This window comes from Streptomyces sp. AHA2 (genome assembly GCF_036857595.1).
GTDB lineage: Bacteria > Actinomycetota > Actinomycetes > Streptomycetales > Streptomycetaceae > Streptomyces.
In genome coordinates this window covers 1-17,751 of sequence record NZ_JAUQWJ010000012.1, presented here as the reverse complement: position 1 = coordinate 17,751, position 17,751 = coordinate 1, and the positions used below count along the sequence as shown (strand labels likewise).

Sequence of the window (17,751 nt, the reverse complement as noted above, 5' to 3'; positions counted from 1 at the left end):
ATTCAGCGACCGACCGAGTCTGGAAGTGAAGTAGTCATGGCCAAGCGAATCGACGTAAGCGGACTGACCGCCTACTACGGCTCCCACAAGGCGATCGAGGACATCTCGATGACCGTCGAGCCGCGTTCGGTGACGGCGTTCATCGGCCCCTCCGGCTGCGGCAAGTCGACGTTCCTGCGCACCCTGAACCGCATGCACGAGGTCACCTCGGGCGGCCGCGTCGAGGGCAAGGTGCTCCTGGACGACGAGGACCTGTACGGCACGGGCATCGACCCGGTGTCGGTCCGCCGCGAGGTCGGCATGGTGTTCCAGCGGCCGAACCCGTTCCCCACGATGTCGATCTTCGACAACGTGGCGGCGGGCCTGCGGCTGAACGGCAACTACAAGAAGAGCGAGCTCTCCGACATCGTGGAGCGCTCCCTCAAGGGCGCGAACCTCTGGAACGAGGTCAAGGACCGCCTGAACAAGCCCGGCTCGGGCCTGTCCGGCGGCCAGCAGCAGCGTCTGTGCATCGCCCGCGCCATCGCGGTCGAGCCGAACGTCCTGCTCATGGACGAGCCCTGCTCGGCGCTCGACCCCATCTCCACGCTGGCGATCGAGGACCTGATCTGCGAGCTGAAGGAGCGCTTCACGATCGTCATCGTGACGCACAACATGCAGCAGGCGGCCCGGGTCTCCGACCGCACGGCGTTCTTCAACCTCTCCGCGGTCGGCCAGCCCGGCAGGCTCATCGAGATCGACGACACGGAGCGCATCTTCTCCAACCCGTCGGTCCAGGCCACCGAGGACTACATCTCCGGCCGCTTCGGCTGATCGTCCCGCCGGTACTCCTCGCGGTGCTGCATGGCGGTGCCACCGCGAGGCCGAAAAAGGGCCCGCCCCCACTCCCGGGGGCGGGCCCTCTCGCGTCGTGCGGAGCGGCGCGGGCGTCCTACAGGAACGCCAGGTTCACGATCCCGAAGGCCGCCGCGGCCACCAGGGCCGCTGCCGGCATCGTGATGAACCAGCCCAGGATGATGTTCTTGGCGACACCCCAGCGCACCGCGTTCAGGCGCTTGGTGGCGCCCACGCCCATGATGGCGGAGGTGATCACGTGGGTCGTGGAGATGGGCGCCTTGAAGAGGAACGCCGTGGTGAACATGATCGAGGCGCCCGTGGTCTCCGCCGCGAAGCCCTGCGGCGGGTCCAGCTCGATGATCTTCCGGCCGAGGGTGCGCATGATGCGCCAGCCGCCCGCGTAGGTGCCCAGCGACAGCATCACCGCACAGACGATCTTGACCCAGACCGGGATGGGGTCGCCGTAGTCCTCGACGTCGGCGATGACCAGGGCCATCACCACGATGCCCATGGTCTTCTGCGCGTCCTGCAGACCGTGGCCGAGGGCCATGCCCGCGGCGGACACCGTCTGGGCGATGCGGAAACCGCGCTTGGCCTTGTGCGGGTTGGAGCGCCGGAATATCCACAGGATCGCCGTCATCACCAGGTAACCGGCGATCAGGCCGACCACCGGCGAGATGAACATCGGGATGACGACCTTGTCCAGCACGCCGTGCCAGTAGACCGTCGTGCCGCCGGCCAGCGCCGCGCCCACCATGCCGCCGAACAGCGCGTGCGAGGACGAGGACGGCAGGCCGAAGTACCAGGTGATCAGGTTCCAGGTGATCGCGCCGACGAGCGCGGCGAAGAGGATGCCCATCCCCTTCGACCCCTCGGGCGTCTGGATCAGCCCCTCGCTGACGGTCTTGGCGACTCCCGAGCCCAGGAAGGCGCCGGCCAGGTTCATGACGGCGGCCATCGCCAGCGCGGCCTTCGGCGTCAGCGCCCGGGTGGACACGGACGTGGCGATGGCGTTCGCCGAGTCGTGGAAGCCGTTGGTGTACGTGAAGAAGAGCGCGACCCCGATGGTCGCGACCAGGGCGAAGGTGTCCATGAAGGGCTCAGGACTCCTTGACGGCGATGGTCTCCACCGTGTTCGCCACGTGCTCGAACGCGTCAGCCGCTTCCTCCAGCACGTCCACGATCTGCTTCAGCTTCAGCACGTCCATGGCGTCGTACTTGCCGTTGAAGAGGTGCGCGAGCAGCTTGCGGTGGATCTGGTCGGCCTGGTTCTCCAGACGGTTGACCTCGATCCAGTACTCGGTGAGGTTCTCCATCGTCCGCAGGTGCGGCATCGCCTCGGCGGTCAGCTCCGCCGCGCGCGCCAGCACCTCGATCTGCTGGTCGACGCCCTTGGGCAGTTCCTCGATGTTGTAGAGGACGACCAGGTCGACGGCCTCCTCCATGAAGTCCATGATGTCGTCGAGGGACGAGGCGAGGGAGTAGATGTCCTCGCGGTCGAACGGCGTGATGAACGAGGAGTTCAGCTGGTGGAAGATCGCGTGCGTGGCGTCGTCACCTGCGTGTTCCGCTGCCCGCATACGCTCTGCGATCTCGGCCCGGGCGGAAGTGTCCGCCCCGAGCAGTTCCATCAGGAGCTTCGAGCCCGTGACGATGTTGTCCGCGGAGGCGGCGAACATGTCGTAGAAGCTCGTCTCCCTGGGGGTCAGACGAAAGCGCACGTGGGGTCCTCGGGGTGCTTCGGTTTCGGTCAGGCTGATGCTAGGCGCAACATCCGGCCACGGCTATCGGGCCGCCCACCAGTGTCGCCCATCGGGCACAGTGATGAGCACGGGGGCGGCCCCAGGCCCGTGTACCCCGGAAACTTCGGTACCATATACCCAGTAGGGGTATATGTCGGCGCACTGCCCACCAGGAGGACGCGATGACCGACGTGACCGACACGACAGATGTCGCGCATGTCACCCACGGCACCGCCGACACCACCGGTGCGGACGTCGTGACCGACCACGACCACGGGACGCACGGGTACCACAAGCAGAAGGACGAGCACCTCAAGCGGCTGCGCCGCATCGAGGGCCAGATCCGCGGCCTGCAGCGCATGGTCGACGAGGACGTCTACTGCATCGACATACTCACGCAGGTCTCCGCCTCCACCAAGGCCCTGCAGTCCTTCGCGCTGCAGCTGCTGGAGGAGCACCTGCGGCACTGCGTCGCCGACGCGGCCCTCAAGGGCGGTGACGAGATCGACGCCAAGGTGAAGGAGGCGACCCAGGCGATCGCCCGCATGCTGCGGACCTGACCCGGGGCCCCTGCCGCTCAGCGCCCGGCGGCGGCGCGCTCCTCGGCCACCTTCAGCACCTCGTCGATGCTCTCCAGGCTGAGCCGCTCCTGCGCGGCCGACGCGGCGATGATCAGCTCGCCGCACAGCTCGATCTCGGCGAGAGCCACGTGGTCCTGAACTGCCGTACCGCCGACCGGAGCCACGCGCATCACCTCGTCTCTGCCGTTACCGGCTTCCTAGAGTAGGGAGCGGCGCACGCACCGCGCATGGCACGGACGGGCTAGTTCGCGCCGGTCACTCCTCGGCGATCCGGCCCGCGTAGATGTCGCCGCCCTCCGGCAGCCGGACGCGCGCCGGAGCGCCGAAATCGTAGAGCAGCGTGGTCGAGGCGACGGCCACCGGGTTCTTCTGCTGCCCGTTCAGGAAGCTGAAGCGGTGGCGCACCTTGCGGATGCGCCCCTCGTCGTCGAGGTAGACGTCGAAGGGGACCTCGGCCGTGGCGAACCCCTTGCCCGCCGCGCGCAGCGAGCCCGCGCTGCCGTCGGAGGCCCGCCGGGCCGCTGCACCGAGATCGGCCGTCCCCCGGTAGTGCCGCACCGCCGTGCCCGCGACCTCGGTCTCGCCCACGTACGTCGCCGTCCGCGTCCCGCGCAGCACCTCCGCCGCCGTGAGCGGATCGGTGGCCCCGCCGGTGACGAGGTTGCCGTCGGTCAGGGTCCGGGTGTCCACCCGCACCCACTTGTCCGGCGGGACACCGGCGCCCCGGTTCTTCATGTACAGCGCGCCCGGCGCGAGCAGCTCGGTGATGGGCCGGCTCCCGGTGGGCTCGGCCGGGTCCTGCGGCAGCAGCACCTTCAGCCGGCCCGTGTGGCGCCGGAAGTCGTACACCCCGGCGCCCCGGATCGTCACCCGCGTCCCGCCGGCCGCCATCTCCATCGACGTGCGCGCCCGGGCACTGCCCGCGTCCACCAGCCGGTCGGCGGCCCCGCGCAGCACGGCGACGGCGTCCCCGCCCCGGGAGTCCCCGGCGACGGCGTCCCCGCCGGCGCACCCGCCCGCACCCAGCCCCGTCACGGCCACGACCCCGGCCGCGACGAGAGCCGCACCCGTCCGCCCGCGCCGCCGTTCCCGCTGCCGCCCAGTCATCGCCTGCCTACCCCCAAGCCGGTACGTCCGTCACGGGCCCCCTGTTGTTCCGGTTAACGACGGGTATGTGCCCCCGTCACGCGGGCACCGGCCGCCCGCCACCCGAGCACGTCATCCGGGGTGGGTAACGTGGTCGCCGTGGCACAGCAGGACGGGCCGGAGCCCGACCCCGATCTCCTCGAACACCGCACGACGACCCAGGAGAAGGGCCGCTTCTGCATGGCCCGGTGCACCTGCGGCTGGCACGGCCCGGCGAGAAGGGCCCGCAGCCAGGCCCGCACGGACGCGGAGAACCACGCGACCGGCTGAACCGGACCCACCGCGCCGACGACCGCCAGGCCGACGCCCCCCCGGACGGGACGCCCGAGCCCGCCGCCGCGAGGACGACCGCCTCTCGGTACCCGCCGGCCGGGATCCGCCGCTTCGGCGACGGGCTCCTCGACGCACCCACCGGCCCGACTCCACCACCCGGCAGGTCACCGTCATCGGCACCCACCGGCCCGACTCCACCACCCGGCAGGTCACCGTCATCGGCACCCACCGGCCCGACCCCACCACCCGGCAGGTCACCGTCATCGGCACCCATCGGCCCGGTTCCGCCACTCCCGTGGCGAACCGCTGCCGGCACCCGCCGACCGAGCCCCGCCGTCCAGCCGGTGATCGCCGGCCACGGCCGGGCCGCAGGCGAGGGGGGCGGCGCACGCCACGCTCCGTCCCCCCGCCGTGGAACCCGCGTCGCCGCCACCCCGTCTCCCACGGCGGAACCACCGGGAGGCCCCATGGAACGGCGCACAGTCCTCACCGCCGGCACCGCGGCGATCGCCGCCGCCGCGACCCCTTTCAGCACCGCCTGCACCCCGCCGGGCGCCCGCTCCGGGCCCCCGGCGGCGACCCCGCGCACCACCACGGCCTCGAAGTCCACGGCGGCCGACTGGTCCGCCCTGGCCCGGGACCTGGACGGTCCCCTGGTCCGCCCGGGAGACGCGGCCTGGAAGACGGCCCGCCAGCTGTACAACACCCGCTTCGACGGCCTCAGTCCCGCGGCGGTCGCCTACGTCTCCCACGCGGACGACATCCGCACCGCCCTGGCCTACGCCCGCACCCACGCCCTGCGCGTGGCGATCCGCAACGGCGGCCACTCCTACGCCGGCTGGTCCTCCGGCGACGGACGGCTGGTCCTCGACGTGTCGAAGCTCAACCGCGTGCGCGCCTCCGGCGACAGCGCGGTCGTCGGCGCCGGCGCCAAACTCATCGACGTCTACCGCGCGCTGGCCGCCAAGGGCGTCACCATCCCCGCCGGCTCCTGCCCCACGGTCGGCGTCTCCGGGCTGACCCTCGGCGGCGGTCACGGCGTGGTCTCCCGGGCCTACGGACTGACCTGCGACAGCCTCACCCGCGCCACGCTGATCACCGCGGACGGCAGGCAGCTCACCGCCGACTCCCGCGAGAACAAGGACCTGTTCTGGGCCCTGCGCGGCGCGGGCAACGGCAACTTCGGCGTGGTGACGGAGCTGCACTTCAGGACCCACCCGGCCCCGCAGGGCGTCTCGGCGTACCTGTCCTGGCCCTGGTCGAAGGCCGCGGCGGTGGTGCGGGCCTGGCAGGAGTGGGGCCCCTCGCAGCCCGACGAGATCTGGTCGTCCCTGCACCTGGCGAACGCCGCCGGGGGCACCCCGACCGTCTCGGTCGCCGCCTTCTCCCTGGGCACGTACGGCGAGTTGAAGAACGCCGTGGACCGTCTCGCCGACCGGGTCGGCGCCCCGGCCCGCAGCGTCTCCCTGAAGCGCCGCTCCTACGAGGAGTCCATGGAGGTGTACGCGGGCTGCTCCTCGTTCCCGACGGACGCGCAGTGCCATCTGCCCGGTACGACTCCGGGCCGCTCGCCGAAGGGGGCACTGGGCCGCGAGACGTACGCGGCGGCCTCGGACTTCTTCGACCGCTCGCTGTCCGCGGCCGGCGTCCGCACGCTCCTGGCCCAGATCGCGTCCGTGCGCGGCGGCACCGGCAGCATCGCCCTCACGGCCCTGGGCGGCGCGGTGAACCGCGTCTCCCCCACCGCCACGGCGTTCGTCCACCGCCGTTCGCGGATGCTGGCCCAGTACATCGGCGCCTGGCGGGCCGGGACGAGCGGCGCGACGGCCCGCGACTGGCTGGCGTCGGCCCACCGGGCGATGCGTCCGCACGCCTCGGGCGCGGCCTACCAGAACTACACGGACCCGACGCTGACCGACTGGCGCAAGGCCTACTACGGGGACGCGGCGACCCGGCTGGCCAAGCTGAAGAAGCAGTACGACCCGGACCGCTTCTTCACCTACCCCCAGGCGCTGTGAACCCGGGCCACGGCCGGGAAGGGGCCTAGGCGGCCAGGTCCCGCTCGGAGGTGCGGTCGGTGCGCGCCTCGGGGATCACGGTGTCCTGGCCGGACGCCCCTCCCCGGGCCCGCACCAGCCACCCCGCGCGGGGCGACCGCTCGACGGCCTTGACCAGCGGCGTCAGCAGGGCCATGGCGACGGGCGACAGCAGCAGGGCGACCGCCGTGCCGAGCGCGAAACCGCCCACGACGTCCGTCGGGTAGTGCACGCCCATGTAGACCCGGATGAACCCGCCGAACAGCGCCAGCACCAGGCCGACGAGCCCGAACCTGCGGTTGGCGACGAAAAGCCCGACCGCCAGTGCCATGACGATCGTGGCGTGGTCGCTGACGAACGAGTAGTCGGTCTTGCCCTGGACGAGCACGTCGAGACCCTGATGGTCCAGGAAGGGCCGGGGCCGCTCGACGAAGCCCCGTATCGGCACGTTCACCAGGACCGCCACGCCCGCGGCCAGCGGCGCCCACACCAGGGCGGCCACGGTGGAGGCCGCGTCCTCCCCGCCGCGCCGCCGCACGGACCACCAGCAGCCGAGCACGAGCAGGACGATGGCGAGCAGCAGCCCGTATTCGCCGACATACTCCATGACCCGGTCGAACCACGGCGGCGCGGCCTTGGCGAGGCCGTTGATGTCGTAGAGCAGGTCGACGTCGGGGTTCGACCCGGAATCGGCGAGTCCAGCCATGGTGCTGCGGCCCCTTCGTCGTCTCTGCGGCGCACCCGTGCGTGCGCCGTGCCTGCCACCCCCGTGGGTTGTAGATCCGCTTCCGCTGTACGCGTGCGTGCCACGCGCTCCCTGACGTCTGCTCGGCTACGACATCAGGAACGCACGGTCCCCGTTGATACGTTCCACACTCCACCGAATGATCACGCAGACGTTATCGAAGAGAGATACGTCGTCGCAGCTCAGGGGGTGGGTTCACGCTCGGTTCACACCGTGGTGGGCAGCGCTTTCGCGCCATCTTCGGTGACGCGCGTGGCCCCGAAGTAGTCAGGCGTGTCGATCGGGTCGAACCGGATGACCGCGCCGGTCCGCGGCGCGTCGATCATGTACCCACCGCCGACATAAATGCCGACATGCCGGATGGCCCGCGAATTGGTGAGGTCGTCCGAGAAGAACACCAGGTCACCGGGGAGCAGTTCGTCCCGCGCCGGGTGCGGGCCCGCGTTGTACTGGTCGTTCGCCACACGCGGCAGCTTGATGCCGACGCTGGCGTAGGCGGCCTGGGTGAGCCCGGAGCAGTCGAAGCGTCCGCCCTGCTCAGGGGTGCCGGTGCCGCCCCAGAGGTACAGCGTGCCGAGCTTCTTCTGCGCGTACTCGATCGCGCCGGCGGCCTGCTGGGAGGGATCGACCCGGCCCACGGGCGCGGCGAAGCTCTCGGAGAGCGCGGTGATCCGCTTCACGTAGTTCTGCGTCTCGCTGTACGGCGGCACGCCCCCGTACTTGATGACCGCGTACGCCCCCGCGTTGTAGGCGGCCAGCATGTTCTCGGTCGGATTTCCGCCAACCTTCTTCACGTACGAGGCGAGTTCGCAGTCGTAGGAGGCCGCCGACGGGATCGCGTCCGCCGGGTCCCACACATCGCGGTCCCCGTCACCGTCGCCGTCGATGCCGTGGCTGGCCCAGGTGCCGGGGATGAACTGCGCTATGCCCTGCGCGGCGGCGTGGCTCTGCGCCCGGGGGTTGAAGCCGCTCTCCTGGTAGAGCTGGGCAGCCAGCAGAGCGGGGCTGATGGCGGGGCAGAGGTTGCCCCACTTCGCCACGAGCGGCGCGTACGCGGCGGGCACCGACCCCTTGGCCAGCGCCTTCGCCCCACCGGCCACGCCGTTGACGACGTTCCCGGCGACGAGGTAGACGCCGATCACGAGCAGCATCACGAAGGCGAGTGCGGAACTGATGGCGACGCCCGCCAGGATCCATGCCTTACGCACCGTCAACCGCCCCTCACAGCTCAGGAGTCCGCGAGCCAGTGTAGAGGCGGGCGCCGTCCGCCGGAATGATCACGCGGAGGGGAGTCGGGGCGGCCGGAGGAACGAGCGGCGCCGCACGGGGCACGGGCGGCACGGCGGGGGCGCACAGCGCACAGGGGCGCCACGGGCGGCCCGCCGCCCTCCGGACCGGCACGTCGGTCGGCGTCCCGGCGCCAGAGCGCGAACGAGAGGTCGGCCGGCTGGGACTGGGCGCAGACGCCCTGCGGCATGCAGCGCGACCGCGACCTGAGGTGCAGGCCGTCGAACCGGATGCGGGCAGACCCTGCCTCGACGCTTCGACGCTTCGACGCTTCGACGCTGCGACGCTGACCGGCCTACGACGACCGGGTCAGGCCCCGGGAAGCGCCGACGACCCGGAACTCCCGCCGGAACGGCGGCCGACCGTCCTCACCCGGGCCTGCCCCGCCTTCACGATCGACAACGGCGGGCGAACGGCACCGAGGAACCGGGTCGCTCCCTGCTGCACGACCTCGAACCCCCTGCCCTCCGGCGACGGGATCACGCCGACGGGCTACGCCACCGCCACCGCACGGAGTACACCCGCGGGGCCCCGTCCGCCCCCCCGGCCGCCCCCACCGGTCCGTGACGCACCGTCACGGCCGCATGCCGTCCCGGGCCGTGGCGGGTAGCCTTCATCCGGGAAGCACCGGCGCGACCCTCACCCGATCGGCCGTCAGAAACCGTCCGTGAAGGTGAGCAAGGCCGCAGGAGGGCACAACGACGGAACCACATCCCGGGTTCCGCTCCGGCCTCATTGCCCGGGGTGACCCGCCGTGATACACAGAGTGACCATACGATCCTTCGTACACCGTTCACCGTCACCCTCCCGGGCCGGCACCGAGCGGTGGCAAGGTTCTCGTACGAAACCCGTCCATCAATGACGCCAAGTCGACATACGACGGCATCATTGTCGGCGAGAATGATGCCTGACCTCTGCATGCCCGCAGGGGCTGCGGAACTACCCACCAGGGGCGGTGACTTACATGCTCTTTGCGGCCGACAAGGGAGACATCAACACCATCATCGGCGGGATCGCTCCGGACTGGGGCCCCTTCGGCAGCCTGGGCACCGAGGCGAAGACGATGGTTCAGGTCGTGATGGCGTTCGCCATCCTGATCTGCCTCGGCATCGCCGTCTGGGGCGCCGCCAAGCAGCGCATCGGGGCGACGGCCCTGCGGGACACCTTCAGCGCGGAGCAGGGCAAGGGCCTCATCATCGCGGGCCTGACCGGTGTCTTCATCATCGGCTCGCTCGGCACGCTGTTCACGATCGTGTACGGCATGGCCGTGTAGACCGGGCGCCGTCCGTCCCGGCCGGCACGCCCGGCTCCCCCTTCCACCCCACCCGCCCGTCGTGCCCACCGGCTGAGGTTGCGTTTCCCTGATGTCGAGTCACCACACCGCGCCCGCGCGGGAACCAGCACGGCTACCGTCGTACGTGGAGTACGAGCAGTACGACCGGTACGAAGTGTTTCCGCACGACGTCGAGGGGGCGTACGCGGCATGAGTCTCGGTGACGAACGGGAGTCCTCCGGGGGCTACGGCGGCACGGGCCAGACCCGCACCCGCCTGCCCGACACGGACCCCGACTCCTACGGCACGCAGCGCCGCGCCTCCCGCTCCTCGTCCCGCAGCCTGGTCACGGTCGTCGGCGTGGTGGTCCTCCTGATCGCCGCGATCGCCTTCGCCAACCGCGGGGACGGCGACCCGTCGGACGACCCGACCACGAACAAACCGGAAACCGCAGCGACGGCACCCACCGGGAAGCAACCGGTCGACTCGAAGGCCGCAGGCATCCCCACGGGCTACGCACACGACCGGCAGGGCGCCCAGTCGGCCGCCACCAACTACGGCATCGCCCTTGGCTCCGCGGATATGTACGACCTCGAGAAGCGGCATGCGATCGTCAACACTGTGTACGCGCCTGACGTCGCCGCGTCCCGTCTGCCCGACTTCGACCAGGCGTACTCCGGGGAGAGCTTCCTCGAGAAGCTAGGCCTGGACAAGAACGGCGCCGCGCCGAGCGGTCAGACCTTCGTGTCCCGCGTCATCCCGGTGGGCACCAAGGTCACTTCCTACAGCGACTCGGACGCCACCGTCGCCCTCTGGTACACCTCCCTCTTCGGTCTGTCGGGGGTGGGCTCCAAGAACCCCGTGACTGAGAGCTGGTACACGACGACCTATCGGCTGAAGTGGGTGGGAGGGGACTGGAAGGTCATCGACTTCACCCAGAAGGAAGGCCCGGTCCCGGTCGGGCACGACCAGAGAGCCTCCACCGCGGAGGACATGACGAAGGCCGTCGAGGAGTACGGAGGGTTCACCTATGCCCGCTAGGCATCGCGTACTCGAGCTCGGCGCCGCGGTCGCGGCGGTGCAGACCGCAACGGTCCTGCTGGCCAGCCGGGCCTTCGCCGCACCTACCCCCACCCCCACCCCCACGCCCAGTCCCACTCCCTCACCGAGCAACAACGCGTGCGACCTTCTCCGGGGCAGGGCCCGCGAGGTCTGTGAAGGTGACACCGGGAGCGGTGGTGGTGGGGGCGCCGACCGGATCAACCCCACCTCCACCCTCGACCCCCTCTCCTCCCTCGCCAAGGGCTGTGCCGACGCCGCCTCCTGGACCGTCGACAAGCTCAGCGACGCCGTGCAGGAGACCGCCAACGTCGACTTCACCAACCCCAAGTTCCTCCAGCAGTACGCCGTCGTCTTCGCCGCCTCGACGATCCTCACCCTCGTGTTGTGGATCCTCGCCGTCGCCAAGCGCGCCGTGCGCGGCGTCCCCCTCGGCACCGCCCTGTCCGAAGCCGTCGGCTTCCTCTGGCTCACCGTCCTCGCCTCCGCCTTCACCCCGCTGATCCTCTACACCGTCGTCTCGGCGACCGACGGCATCACCCAGGTCCTCGCCAAGGCGACCGGCGACCAGACCGACGCCTTCTTCGGCACCTTCTCCGAGGCCCTGAAGAAGGGCGAGGACATCGGCGGCGGCCCGATCATGCTGATCGTCGTCTCCCTCGTCAGCATCCTCGCCGCCGGAGTCCTCTGGCTGGAACTCGTCATCCGCGCGGCCCTGCTCTACGTCGGCGCCCTCCTCGGCACCGTCGTCTACGCCGGCCTCGTCGACAAGAACCTCTGGGGCCACGTCCGCCGCTGGGCGGGCATCATGATCGCGGTGATCCTCGTCAAGCCCGTCATCGTGATCGTGCTCGGCCTCGCCGGCGCGCTCTCCGCCGACGACGGCCCGGACGCCTTCTCCGCCGTCGTCTCCGGCCTCGCCATCATCCTGCTCGCCATCTTCGCCAGCGCGATGATCTACCGCTTCGTCCCCGGCTTCGGCGACGAGATCGCCGGCTCCCGCAACAACCGCATCATGCAGGGCGCCGAGAGCAAGGCCGCGGCCGTCATCAGCTCCCCGGCGTCCCTGGTCGCGCAGGGCATCAAGACCCACAGCACCCGCGCCGACCACAACGGCGGAGGCGGCCAGTCCTCCGCCCCCCGCCCCAGCAACCCCGCATCCGGCGGCGTCGCCGCGCACAGCGCGCGCACCCCGAACGGCGGCGGCGGAACTGTCCCCTCCGCCGCACCGGCGCCCCGTTCGGGCAGCCCCGTCAACACACCCCACGCCAGCAGCACCCGCAACAGCAGTACCAACACGGGAGGTGAAGGGCGTTGACGACCGAGTCCCACCTGTCCCATCCGGTCACGCCCCGCCGTACGTATCTGATCGGCCGCGCCCGGCCGAACGCGATCATCGGCCGCAACCGCGAGACGGGCGAGATCGCCCTGATCATCGTGGGCGCGTTCCTCGGCATGATGTGCGGGCTCCTCGTCCCCGTGCTGTCCCTGCGCATCGTGCTGCTCGCCGGCTTCCCCATGCTGGCGCTGGCCGCGGTGTACGTGCCCTACAAGCACCGCACGTTCTACAAGTGGTTCGAGATCAACCGCAGCTACAAGCGGACCCTGAAGCGCACGGCCACCTACCGCTCCACCGCCGTCGAGGCCGGCACCCGCCTCGACGGACGCGAGATCGAGGTCGGCCCGCCCCCGGGCATCGGCCGCATCACCTGGCTGTCCGCCCCCTTCGGGCCCGACGAGATCGCCGTGCTGCTGCACGCCGACCGCAAGACCGTCACCGCCGCCATCGAGATCGAGGGCCCCGGCGTCGGCCTGCGCGACAGCGAGGACCAGGAGGCCCTGGTCGACCGCTTCGGCACCCTGCTCAAGCACGTGGCCAACGGCGACGGCTTCGTCACCCGCCTGCAGATGCTCGCCCGCACCCTCCCCGCCGACCCCGACGCCCACGCCAAGGACGTCGCCGTCCGCGGGGACGACAAGGCCCTGCCCTGGCTGCAGGACTCCTACGACCAGCTCCAGTCCATGGTGTCGACCAGCAGCGAGCAGCACCGCGCCTACCTGGTCGCCTGCATGCACTACAACCGCGAGCTCGCCGCCGAGGCCAACGCCATGGCCCGGGCCGCCCGCGCACACGGCGGCAAGGTCGACCGCGACGCCGGACTCGCCGTCGTCATGGCCCGCGAACTCACCGACATCTGCTCGCGCCTGCAGGAGGCCGACATCCGCGTCCGCCAGCCGCTCGGCCAGAGCCGGCTGTCCTCGCTGATCCACTCCATGTACGACCCGGACCACCCCATCGACCACATCCAGGCGATGACCAAGCGCAACGCCTGGCCGGCCGAACTGGACGCCACCGAGCCCACCTACCTCCAGGCCAAGACCCGCGAGTCCTCCACCCGCGCCCCCTGGTGCCACGCCACCGCCTGGGTGAAGGAGTGGCCGATGACCCCCGTCGGCGTCAACTTCCTCGCCCCGCTGCTCGTCCACACCCCGGACGTGATCCGCACGGTCGCCGTCACCATGGACCTGGAACCCACCGAGGTCGCCATCGAGCGCATGCTCACCGAGAAGACCAACGACGCGGCCGAGGCGTCCCGCGCCGCCAAGATGAACCGCACGGTCGACCCGCGCGACGTCGCCGCCCACTCCCGGCTCGACCAGCGCGGCGAGGACCTCGCCAGCGGCGCCGCCGGCGTCAACCTCGTCGGCTACATCACCGTCTCCTCACGCTCCCCCGACGCCCTCGCCCGCGACAAGCGGACGATAAGGGCCTCGGCCGGAAAGTCGTACCTCAAGCTCGAGTGGTGCGACCGCGAGCACCACCGCGCCTTCGTCAACACCCTTCCCTTCGCCACCGGCATCCGGAGGTAGGACCTCATGCGGGACCCGCTGTCCGTCCTCACCGAGGCCTTCACGTCCTTCCTCTTCGGGAAGGTCGAGACGACCCGGCTCCCGGTGCGCACGTCCACGGGCCAGGCCCAGGCGGTCTACCTCCCGACCGCCGCCCCCGGCCTCGGCGACTCCGGCGTCATCATCGGCCGCGAGGTGTACTCCGGAAAGGGCTACATCTACGACCCCTTCCAGCTCTACGGCCAGCAGCTCCCCGCCCCCCACTGGCTGGTCCTCGGCGAGTCCGGCAACGGCAAGTCGGCGCTGGAGAAGACGTACGTCCTGCGCCAGCTCCGCTTCCGCGACCGCCAGGTCGTCGTCCTGGACGCCCAGGGCGAGGACGGCGTCGGCGAGTGGAACCTCATCGCGCAGGAGCTGGGGATAACTCCCATCCGCCTGGACCCGATGGCGGCCCTGGACATGGGCATCCGCCTCAACCCGCTCGACCCCGCGATCACCACGACGGGCCAGCTCGCGCTGCTCCGCACGATCATCGAGGTCGCCATGGGCCACGGCCTGGACGAACGCTCCGGCTTCGCCCTGAAGGTCGCGCACGCCTACGTCAACGAGACGATCGTCGACCGCCAGCCCGTGCTGTCCGACATCGTGGAGCAACTGCGCCACCCCGAGCCCAAGTCCGCCGAGGCCATGAACGTCGCCATAGACGACGTCCGCGCCTGGGGCCTGGACGTCGCGCTCGTCCTGGACCGGCTCGTCGACGGTGACCTGCGGGGCATGTTCGACGGCCCCACCACGGTCGGCATCGACCTGGACGCGCCGCTGATCGTCTTCGACCTGTCCCACATCGACCGCAACTCCATCGCCATGCCCATCCTCATGGCGATCGTCGGCGTGTGGCTGGAGCACACCTGGATCCGCCCCGACCGGAAGAAGCGCATCTTCCTGGTCGAGGAGGCCTGGCACATCATCAACAGCCCCTTCGTGGCCCAGCTGTTCCAGCGCCTGCTGAAGTTCGGCCGCCGCCTGGGCCTGTCCTTCGTCGCGGTCGTCCACCACCTGTCCGACGTCGTCGACGGCGCGGCGGCCAAGGAGGCCGCGGCGATCCTCAAGATGGCCTCGACGAGGACGATCTACGCCCAGAAAGCCGACGAGGCCAGAGCCACCGGCCGCGTCCTCGGCCTGCCCCGCTGGGCCGTCGAGATCATCCCCACCCTCACCCCCGGCATCGCCGTCTGGGACGTCAACGGCAACGTCCAGGTCGTCAAACACCTGGTCACCGAGACCGAACGCCCCCTGGTCTTCACCGACCGCGCGATGACCGAGTCCTCCATCGACCACGCGGACGACGCCCTGCACGCCGCGGAGCGCGAGGCGGAGGCACGGGCCGCGGCCTTCGTGGAGCACCACGTGGGCGACTCCGAATCGACGGTGGCGTAAGGGGCGAGCGCGTGAGACCGGACGACCCCCGCAGCCGGCGGGACACCCAGGGCGGCATCCCCGACGGCCTGCTGATCGGCATACTCGCGCTGCTCCTCGGCACGACCCTGCTGGTGTGGACGGCCACCGGCCTCGCCGGCCTGTTCGCCCACGGCTCCTGGCCGTCCGCAGTCACCTTCACGCGCACGCCCCTGGCGATGCGCGAACTCATCGCCCACCCCCAGGACATCACCGCCGCCTGGCCGGCCACGCCCTCCGGGGAGCTCTCCGGCTACGGCCTCTTCTGGGGCCTGTTCATCGGCCAGCTGATGCTCCTGTTCGTCCTGACGGTCTTCGTGATGGGCACGCTGGCCCGCTGGAGGGCGGTCCGCGCGAAACGCCGCATGGAGGCGGCGAGGGCGGCGGACGGCCTGTACGGGGCAGCCCCCGCGGCCCACCACGACGTACCGACGGCACCCCGGCACGGCACTCCCACCGCAGGACAGCACCAGGCACCGTCGACGCCCCCGCACGGCCTCCCGGCCTGGGGGCAGCACGACGTACCGGTCACGCCGCAGCACGATCCCCCCTCAGTCCCGCCGCACCACGAGGCACCGGCCCCGGCGGCGCAACACGCCACCACCGCCCCGGCCGCCACCGCCCCGGCCCCGGCAGCCCAGACCGCCCCGCACGACCTCCCCACGCCGCGTCGGGCCACGGCTCCCGATACCCCGGCGCCCCTGTTCGCCCAGGGCGGGACAGGCGGGTGGCCGAAGGCCGTCGTGGCCCCCAGGGAAACCCGCCGCAACACCGCCGCCCAGGCCGTACGCGACGCGGAGGGCCCCGCCCTGGTCGTCACCTCCGACCCCGCCCTGTGGCAGGAGACGAAGGACGCCCGGGCGAAGCTCGGCCCCACCCACCTCTACGATCCCGCCCACCTCTGCGACACCCCCTCCCGCCTCCACTGGTCCCCCACCACCGGCTGCGAGGACCGGGACACGGCAGCCGCACGGGCCACCGCCCTCCTCACCCCCGTCCGCCCCACCGCCAAGCTCGACCAGGCGGTCAGCGACACGGCCATCACGCTCCTGCGCAGCTATCTGCACGCCGCCGCCATCGACGGCCGCACCGTCCGGCACGTCCACCGCTGGTCCCAGGGCACCCAGCTCCAGGACGCCGTACGCATCCTGCGCACCAGCCCCAAGGCGTCCCCCGGGGCCGCCGGCGAACTCGAAGGGGCCCTCACCGCCCACCCCGAACGCCGGGACGTCGCCCAGCAGCTGACGACCCGTGCCCTCGCCGCCCTCTCCACGGTCAATGTCCGCGAGGCCTGCACTCCCAACCGAAATGATGCCCTCGCCTTGGATTCCTTCGTCCACGAAGGGGGAACGCTTTACGTGGTGGGGGAATCCATCGAGGACCCCAGGACCGACCCGGGCGCGATGCCCTTCCTGACGGCCCTCGTCTCAAGCGTGGTCGAGCGCGGCCGGCACATGGCCGAACGGTCATCGGCCGGTCGCCTCGACCCACCAATGACGCTCGTCCTGGACGACGTCGCGGCCGTGGCCCCGCTTCCCCAGCTCCCGCAGCTGCTGGCCACCGGGGCCGACCGGGGCCTGCCGACCCTGGCCCTGCTCCGGTCCGCCGAACAGGGCCGCTCCCGCTGGCCCCACGACGAACTGCCGGTGTAGGGACGAACCCGGACCGGCACCGGCGGCCAGGCGCGTCGGCTCTTCACTCCCGCTCGAGCACGAACTCCAGCTCCCGCTCCCCCGCGTCCCCCAGCGGCACCGTCAGCCCGCTCGGCAGGAAACCCACCCGCCGGTAGAACCGCTGCGCCCGCCCGTTGTCCTCGTGCACGATGAGCCGCACCCGCTCCAGGCCCCGCCCCCAGGCCCACTCCAGAGCCGCGTCGAACAGCACCTCGGTCAGCCCGCTGCCACGCTCCTCGGGCCGCACGAAGACACCGACGACGTGCCCCTGCTTCCGCTCCACCGGAAATCCCGCCCAGTCGGTCGTCCCGGGCTCCTCCACCAGGACGGTCAGCGTCCCCACCCACCGCCCGTCCGGCGCCTCGGCGATGATCTGCTGCGCCCCGTCCGCCCCCTCGGCGGCCCCGGCCGTCCGCTCCCGCCAGAACGCGTCCGGCTTCTCCGCGGCCTGCTCGTAGGTCTCCAGGAAGGCGAGGTGCGCCACCGGATCCCGCAGCGCCGCGAGCCGCAGCTCCTTGGCCGCAGGCCACTCATCAGCACGGACGGACCGGATCACATAGCTCATACGGCCACGGTAGTACCCGTGTACGACGCACCTCACCCGGATTACCACCGCCGGTCCCAGCGACCACGCCCCCCGCCGGCACGAGCATCGAAAAGAGCAAGGACCGGAAACGCGAAAAGGCCCACACCGTGAGGTGTGGGCCTTTTCCCAATGATTGTTCGGCGGCGTCCTACTCTCCCACAGGGTCCCCCCTGCAGTACCATCGGCGCTGTAAGGCTTAGCTTCCGGG

At 71.1% G+C, this 17,751-nt stretch carries 17 protein-coding genes and 1 rRNA gene; 10 read left to right on the top strand and 8 right to left on the bottom strand.

Annotated features, from left to right (window positions below; genetic code table 11):
* The first annotated feature begins 36 nt into the window (after window positions 1-36).
* The gene (gene pstB, locus Q5694_RS23285; RefSeq protein ID WP_333935182.1) at window positions 37-813 is read left to right on the top strand and encodes a phosphate ABC transporter ATP-binding protein PstB; all 777 of its coding nucleotides are present in this window, start codon (window positions 37-39) and stop codon (window positions 811-813) included.
* A gap of 118 nt (window positions 814-931) precedes the next feature.
* Here the strand turns inward: pstB and Q5694_RS23280 are convergent, their stop codons facing one another.
* Together Q5694_RS23280 and Q5694_RS23275 are read right to left on the bottom strand one after the other, a co-directional pair.
* Complete coding sequence (locus Q5694_RS23280; protein ID WP_333935181.1) at window positions 932-1,930, bottom strand: inorganic phosphate transporter; 999 nt, start codon at window positions 1,928-1,930, stop codon at window positions 932-934.
* A gap of 7 nt (window positions 1,931-1,937) precedes the next feature.
* Window positions 1,938-2,558, bottom strand: a complete 621-nt coding sequence (locus tag Q5694_RS23275) for a DUF47 domain-containing protein (RefSeq protein WP_333935180.1) — start codon at window positions 2,556-2,558, stop codon at window positions 1,938-1,940.
* A 203-nt stretch (window positions 2,559-2,761) separates the two neighbouring features.
* Here Q5694_RS23275 and Q5694_RS23270 point away from each other — a divergent pair, with 203 nt between their 5' ends.
* On the top strand, window positions 2,762-3,139 hold the full coding sequence (locus Q5694_RS23270; protein ID WP_333935179.1) for a metal-sensitive transcriptional regulator: 378 nt from the start codon (window positions 2,762-2,764) through the stop codon (window positions 3,137-3,139).
* A 17-nt stretch (window positions 3,140-3,156) separates the two neighbouring features.
* Here Q5694_RS23270 and Q5694_RS23265 read toward each other — a convergent pair whose 3' ends face one another.
* The gene (locus Q5694_RS23265) at window positions 3,157-3,324 is read right to left on the bottom strand and encodes a hypothetical protein (protein ID WP_333935398.1); all 168 of its coding nucleotides are present in this window, start codon (window positions 3,322-3,324) and stop codon (window positions 3,157-3,159) included.
* Window positions 3,325-3,415: 91 nt separating this feature from the next.
* The gene (locus Q5694_RS23260; protein WP_333935178.1) at window positions 3,416-4,267 is read right to left on the bottom strand and encodes a hypothetical protein; all 852 of its coding nucleotides are present in this window, start codon (window positions 4,265-4,267) and stop codon (window positions 3,416-3,418) included.
* A gap of 138 nt (window positions 4,268-4,405) precedes the next feature.
* On the opposite strand from Q5694_RS23260, the gene Q5694_RS23255 reads away from it, so the two are divergent.
* Together Q5694_RS23255 and Q5694_RS23250 are read left to right on the top strand one after the other, a co-directional pair.
* Window positions 4,406-4,576, top strand: a complete 171-nt coding sequence (locus tag Q5694_RS23255; RefSeq protein ID WP_333935177.1) for a hypothetical protein — start codon at window positions 4,406-4,408, stop codon at window positions 4,574-4,576.
* A 470-nt stretch (window positions 4,577-5,046) separates the two neighbouring features.
* On the top strand, window positions 5,047-6,597 hold the full coding sequence (locus Q5694_RS23250) for an FAD-binding oxidoreductase (protein ID WP_333935176.1): 1,551 nt from the start codon (window positions 5,047-5,049) through the stop codon (window positions 6,595-6,597).
* A 25-nt stretch (window positions 6,598-6,622) separates the two neighbouring features.
* On the opposite strand, the gene Q5694_RS23245 is transcribed toward Q5694_RS23250, so the two are convergent.
* Both Q5694_RS23245 and Q5694_RS23240 read right to left on the bottom strand, forming a co-directional pair.
* The gene (locus Q5694_RS23245) at window positions 6,623-7,321 is read right to left on the bottom strand and encodes a phosphatase PAP2 family protein (RefSeq protein WP_333935175.1); all 699 of its coding nucleotides are present in this window, start codon (window positions 7,319-7,321) and stop codon (window positions 6,623-6,625) included.
* A gap of 245 nt (window positions 7,322-7,566) precedes the next feature.
* Window positions 7,567-8,568, bottom strand: coding sequence for a bifunctional lytic transglycosylase/C40 family peptidase (locus Q5694_RS23240; RefSeq protein ID WP_333935174.1), 1,002 nt, complete (start codon window positions 8,566-8,568; stop codon window positions 7,567-7,569).
* A gap of 1,043 nt (window positions 8,569-9,611) precedes the next feature.
* On the opposite strand from Q5694_RS23240, the gene Q5694_RS23235 reads away from it, so the two are divergent.
* From Q5694_RS23235 to Q5694_RS23210, 6 genes are all read left to right on the top strand, one after another.
* The gene (locus Q5694_RS23235; protein ID WP_333935173.1) at window positions 9,612-9,920 is read left to right on the top strand and encodes a hypothetical protein; all 309 of its coding nucleotides are present in this window, start codon (window positions 9,612-9,614) and stop codon (window positions 9,918-9,920) included.
* A gap of 210 nt (window positions 9,921-10,130) precedes the next feature.
* The gene (locus tag Q5694_RS23230) at window positions 10,131-10,961 is read left to right on the top strand and encodes a hypothetical protein (RefSeq protein ID WP_333935172.1); all 831 of its coding nucleotides are present in this window, start codon (window positions 10,131-10,133) and stop codon (window positions 10,959-10,961) included.
* The gene (locus Q5694_RS23225; RefSeq protein ID WP_333935171.1) at window positions 10,951-12,297 is read left to right on the top strand and encodes a hypothetical protein; all 1,347 of its coding nucleotides are present in this window, start codon (window positions 10,951-10,953) and stop codon (window positions 12,295-12,297) included. The genes Q5694_RS23230 and Q5694_RS23225 overlap by 11 nt, the downstream gene beginning before the upstream one ends.
* Window positions 12,294-13,850 carry an SCO6880 family protein gene (locus Q5694_RS23220; protein ID WP_333935170.1) on the top strand — a complete coding sequence of 519 codons (1,557 nt, stop codon included), beginning with the start codon at window positions 12,294-12,296 and terminating at the stop codon, window positions 13,848-13,850. The genes Q5694_RS23225 and Q5694_RS23220 overlap by 4 nt, the downstream gene beginning before the upstream one ends.
* 6 nt (window positions 13,851-13,856) lie before the next feature.
* Window positions 13,857-15,266, top strand: a complete 1,410-nt coding sequence (locus Q5694_RS23215) for an ATP-binding protein (protein ID WP_333935169.1) — start codon at window positions 13,857-13,859, stop codon at window positions 15,264-15,266.
* 11 nt (window positions 15,267-15,277) lie between these two features.
* Window positions 15,278-16,936 (top strand): type IV secretory system conjugative DNA transfer family protein, encoded by a 1,659-nt coding sequence (locus tag Q5694_RS23210; protein ID WP_333935168.1) that lies wholly within the window; start codon window positions 15,278-15,280, stop codon window positions 16,934-16,936.
* A gap of 43 nt (window positions 16,937-16,979) precedes the next feature.
* Here Q5694_RS23210 and Q5694_RS23205 read toward each other — a convergent pair whose 3' ends face one another.
* Window positions 16,980-17,522, bottom strand: a complete 543-nt coding sequence (locus Q5694_RS23205) for a GNAT family N-acetyltransferase (RefSeq protein ID WP_333935167.1) — start codon at window positions 17,520-17,522, stop codon at window positions 16,980-16,982.
* A gap of 156 nt (window positions 17,523-17,678) precedes the next feature.
* Window positions 17,679-17,751: ribosomal RNA gene (rrf, locus tag Q5694_RS34870) — 5S ribosomal RNA — on the bottom strand; the annotation flags it as partial.

Coding starts and splice junctions, on each gene's coding strand:
- pstB (WP_333935182.1), top strand. CDS start 37: ATGGCCAAGCGAATCGACGTAAGCGGACTGACCGCCTACTACGGCTCC.
- Q5694_RS23280 (WP_333935181.1), bottom strand. CDS start 1,930: ATGGACACCTTCGCCCTGGTCGCGACCATCGGGGTCGCGCTCTTCTTC.
- Q5694_RS23270 (WP_333935179.1), top strand. CDS start 2,762: ATGACCGACGTGACCGACACGACAGATGTCGCGCATGTCACCCACGGC.
- Q5694_RS23260 (WP_333935178.1), bottom strand. CDS start 4,267: ATGACTGGGCGGCAGCGGGAACGGCGGCGCGGGCGGACGGGTGCGGCT.
- Q5694_RS23250 (WP_333935176.1), top strand. CDS start 5,047: ATGGAACGGCGCACAGTCCTCACCGCCGGCACCGCGGCGATCGCCGCC.
- Q5694_RS23245 (WP_333935175.1), bottom strand. CDS start 7,321: ATGGCTGGACTCGCCGATTCCGGGTCGAACCCCGACGTCGACCTGCTC.
- Q5694_RS23235 (WP_333935173.1), top strand. CDS start 9,612: ATGCTCTTTGCGGCCGACAAGGGAGACATCAACACCATCATCGGCGGG.
- Q5694_RS23230 (WP_333935172.1), top strand. CDS start 10,131: ATGAGTCTCGGTGACGAACGGGAGTCCTCCGGGGGCTACGGCGGCACG.
- Q5694_RS23225 (WP_333935171.1), top strand. CDS start 10,951: ATGCCCGCTAGGCATCGCGTACTCGAGCTCGGCGCCGCGGTCGCGGCG.
- Q5694_RS23215 (WP_333935169.1), top strand. CDS start 13,857: ATGCGGGACCCGCTGTCCGTCCTCACCGAGGCCTTCACGTCCTTCCTC.
- Q5694_RS23205 (WP_333935167.1), bottom strand. CDS start 17,522: ATGAGCTATGTGATCCGGTCCGTCCGTGCTGATGAGTGGCCTGCGGCC.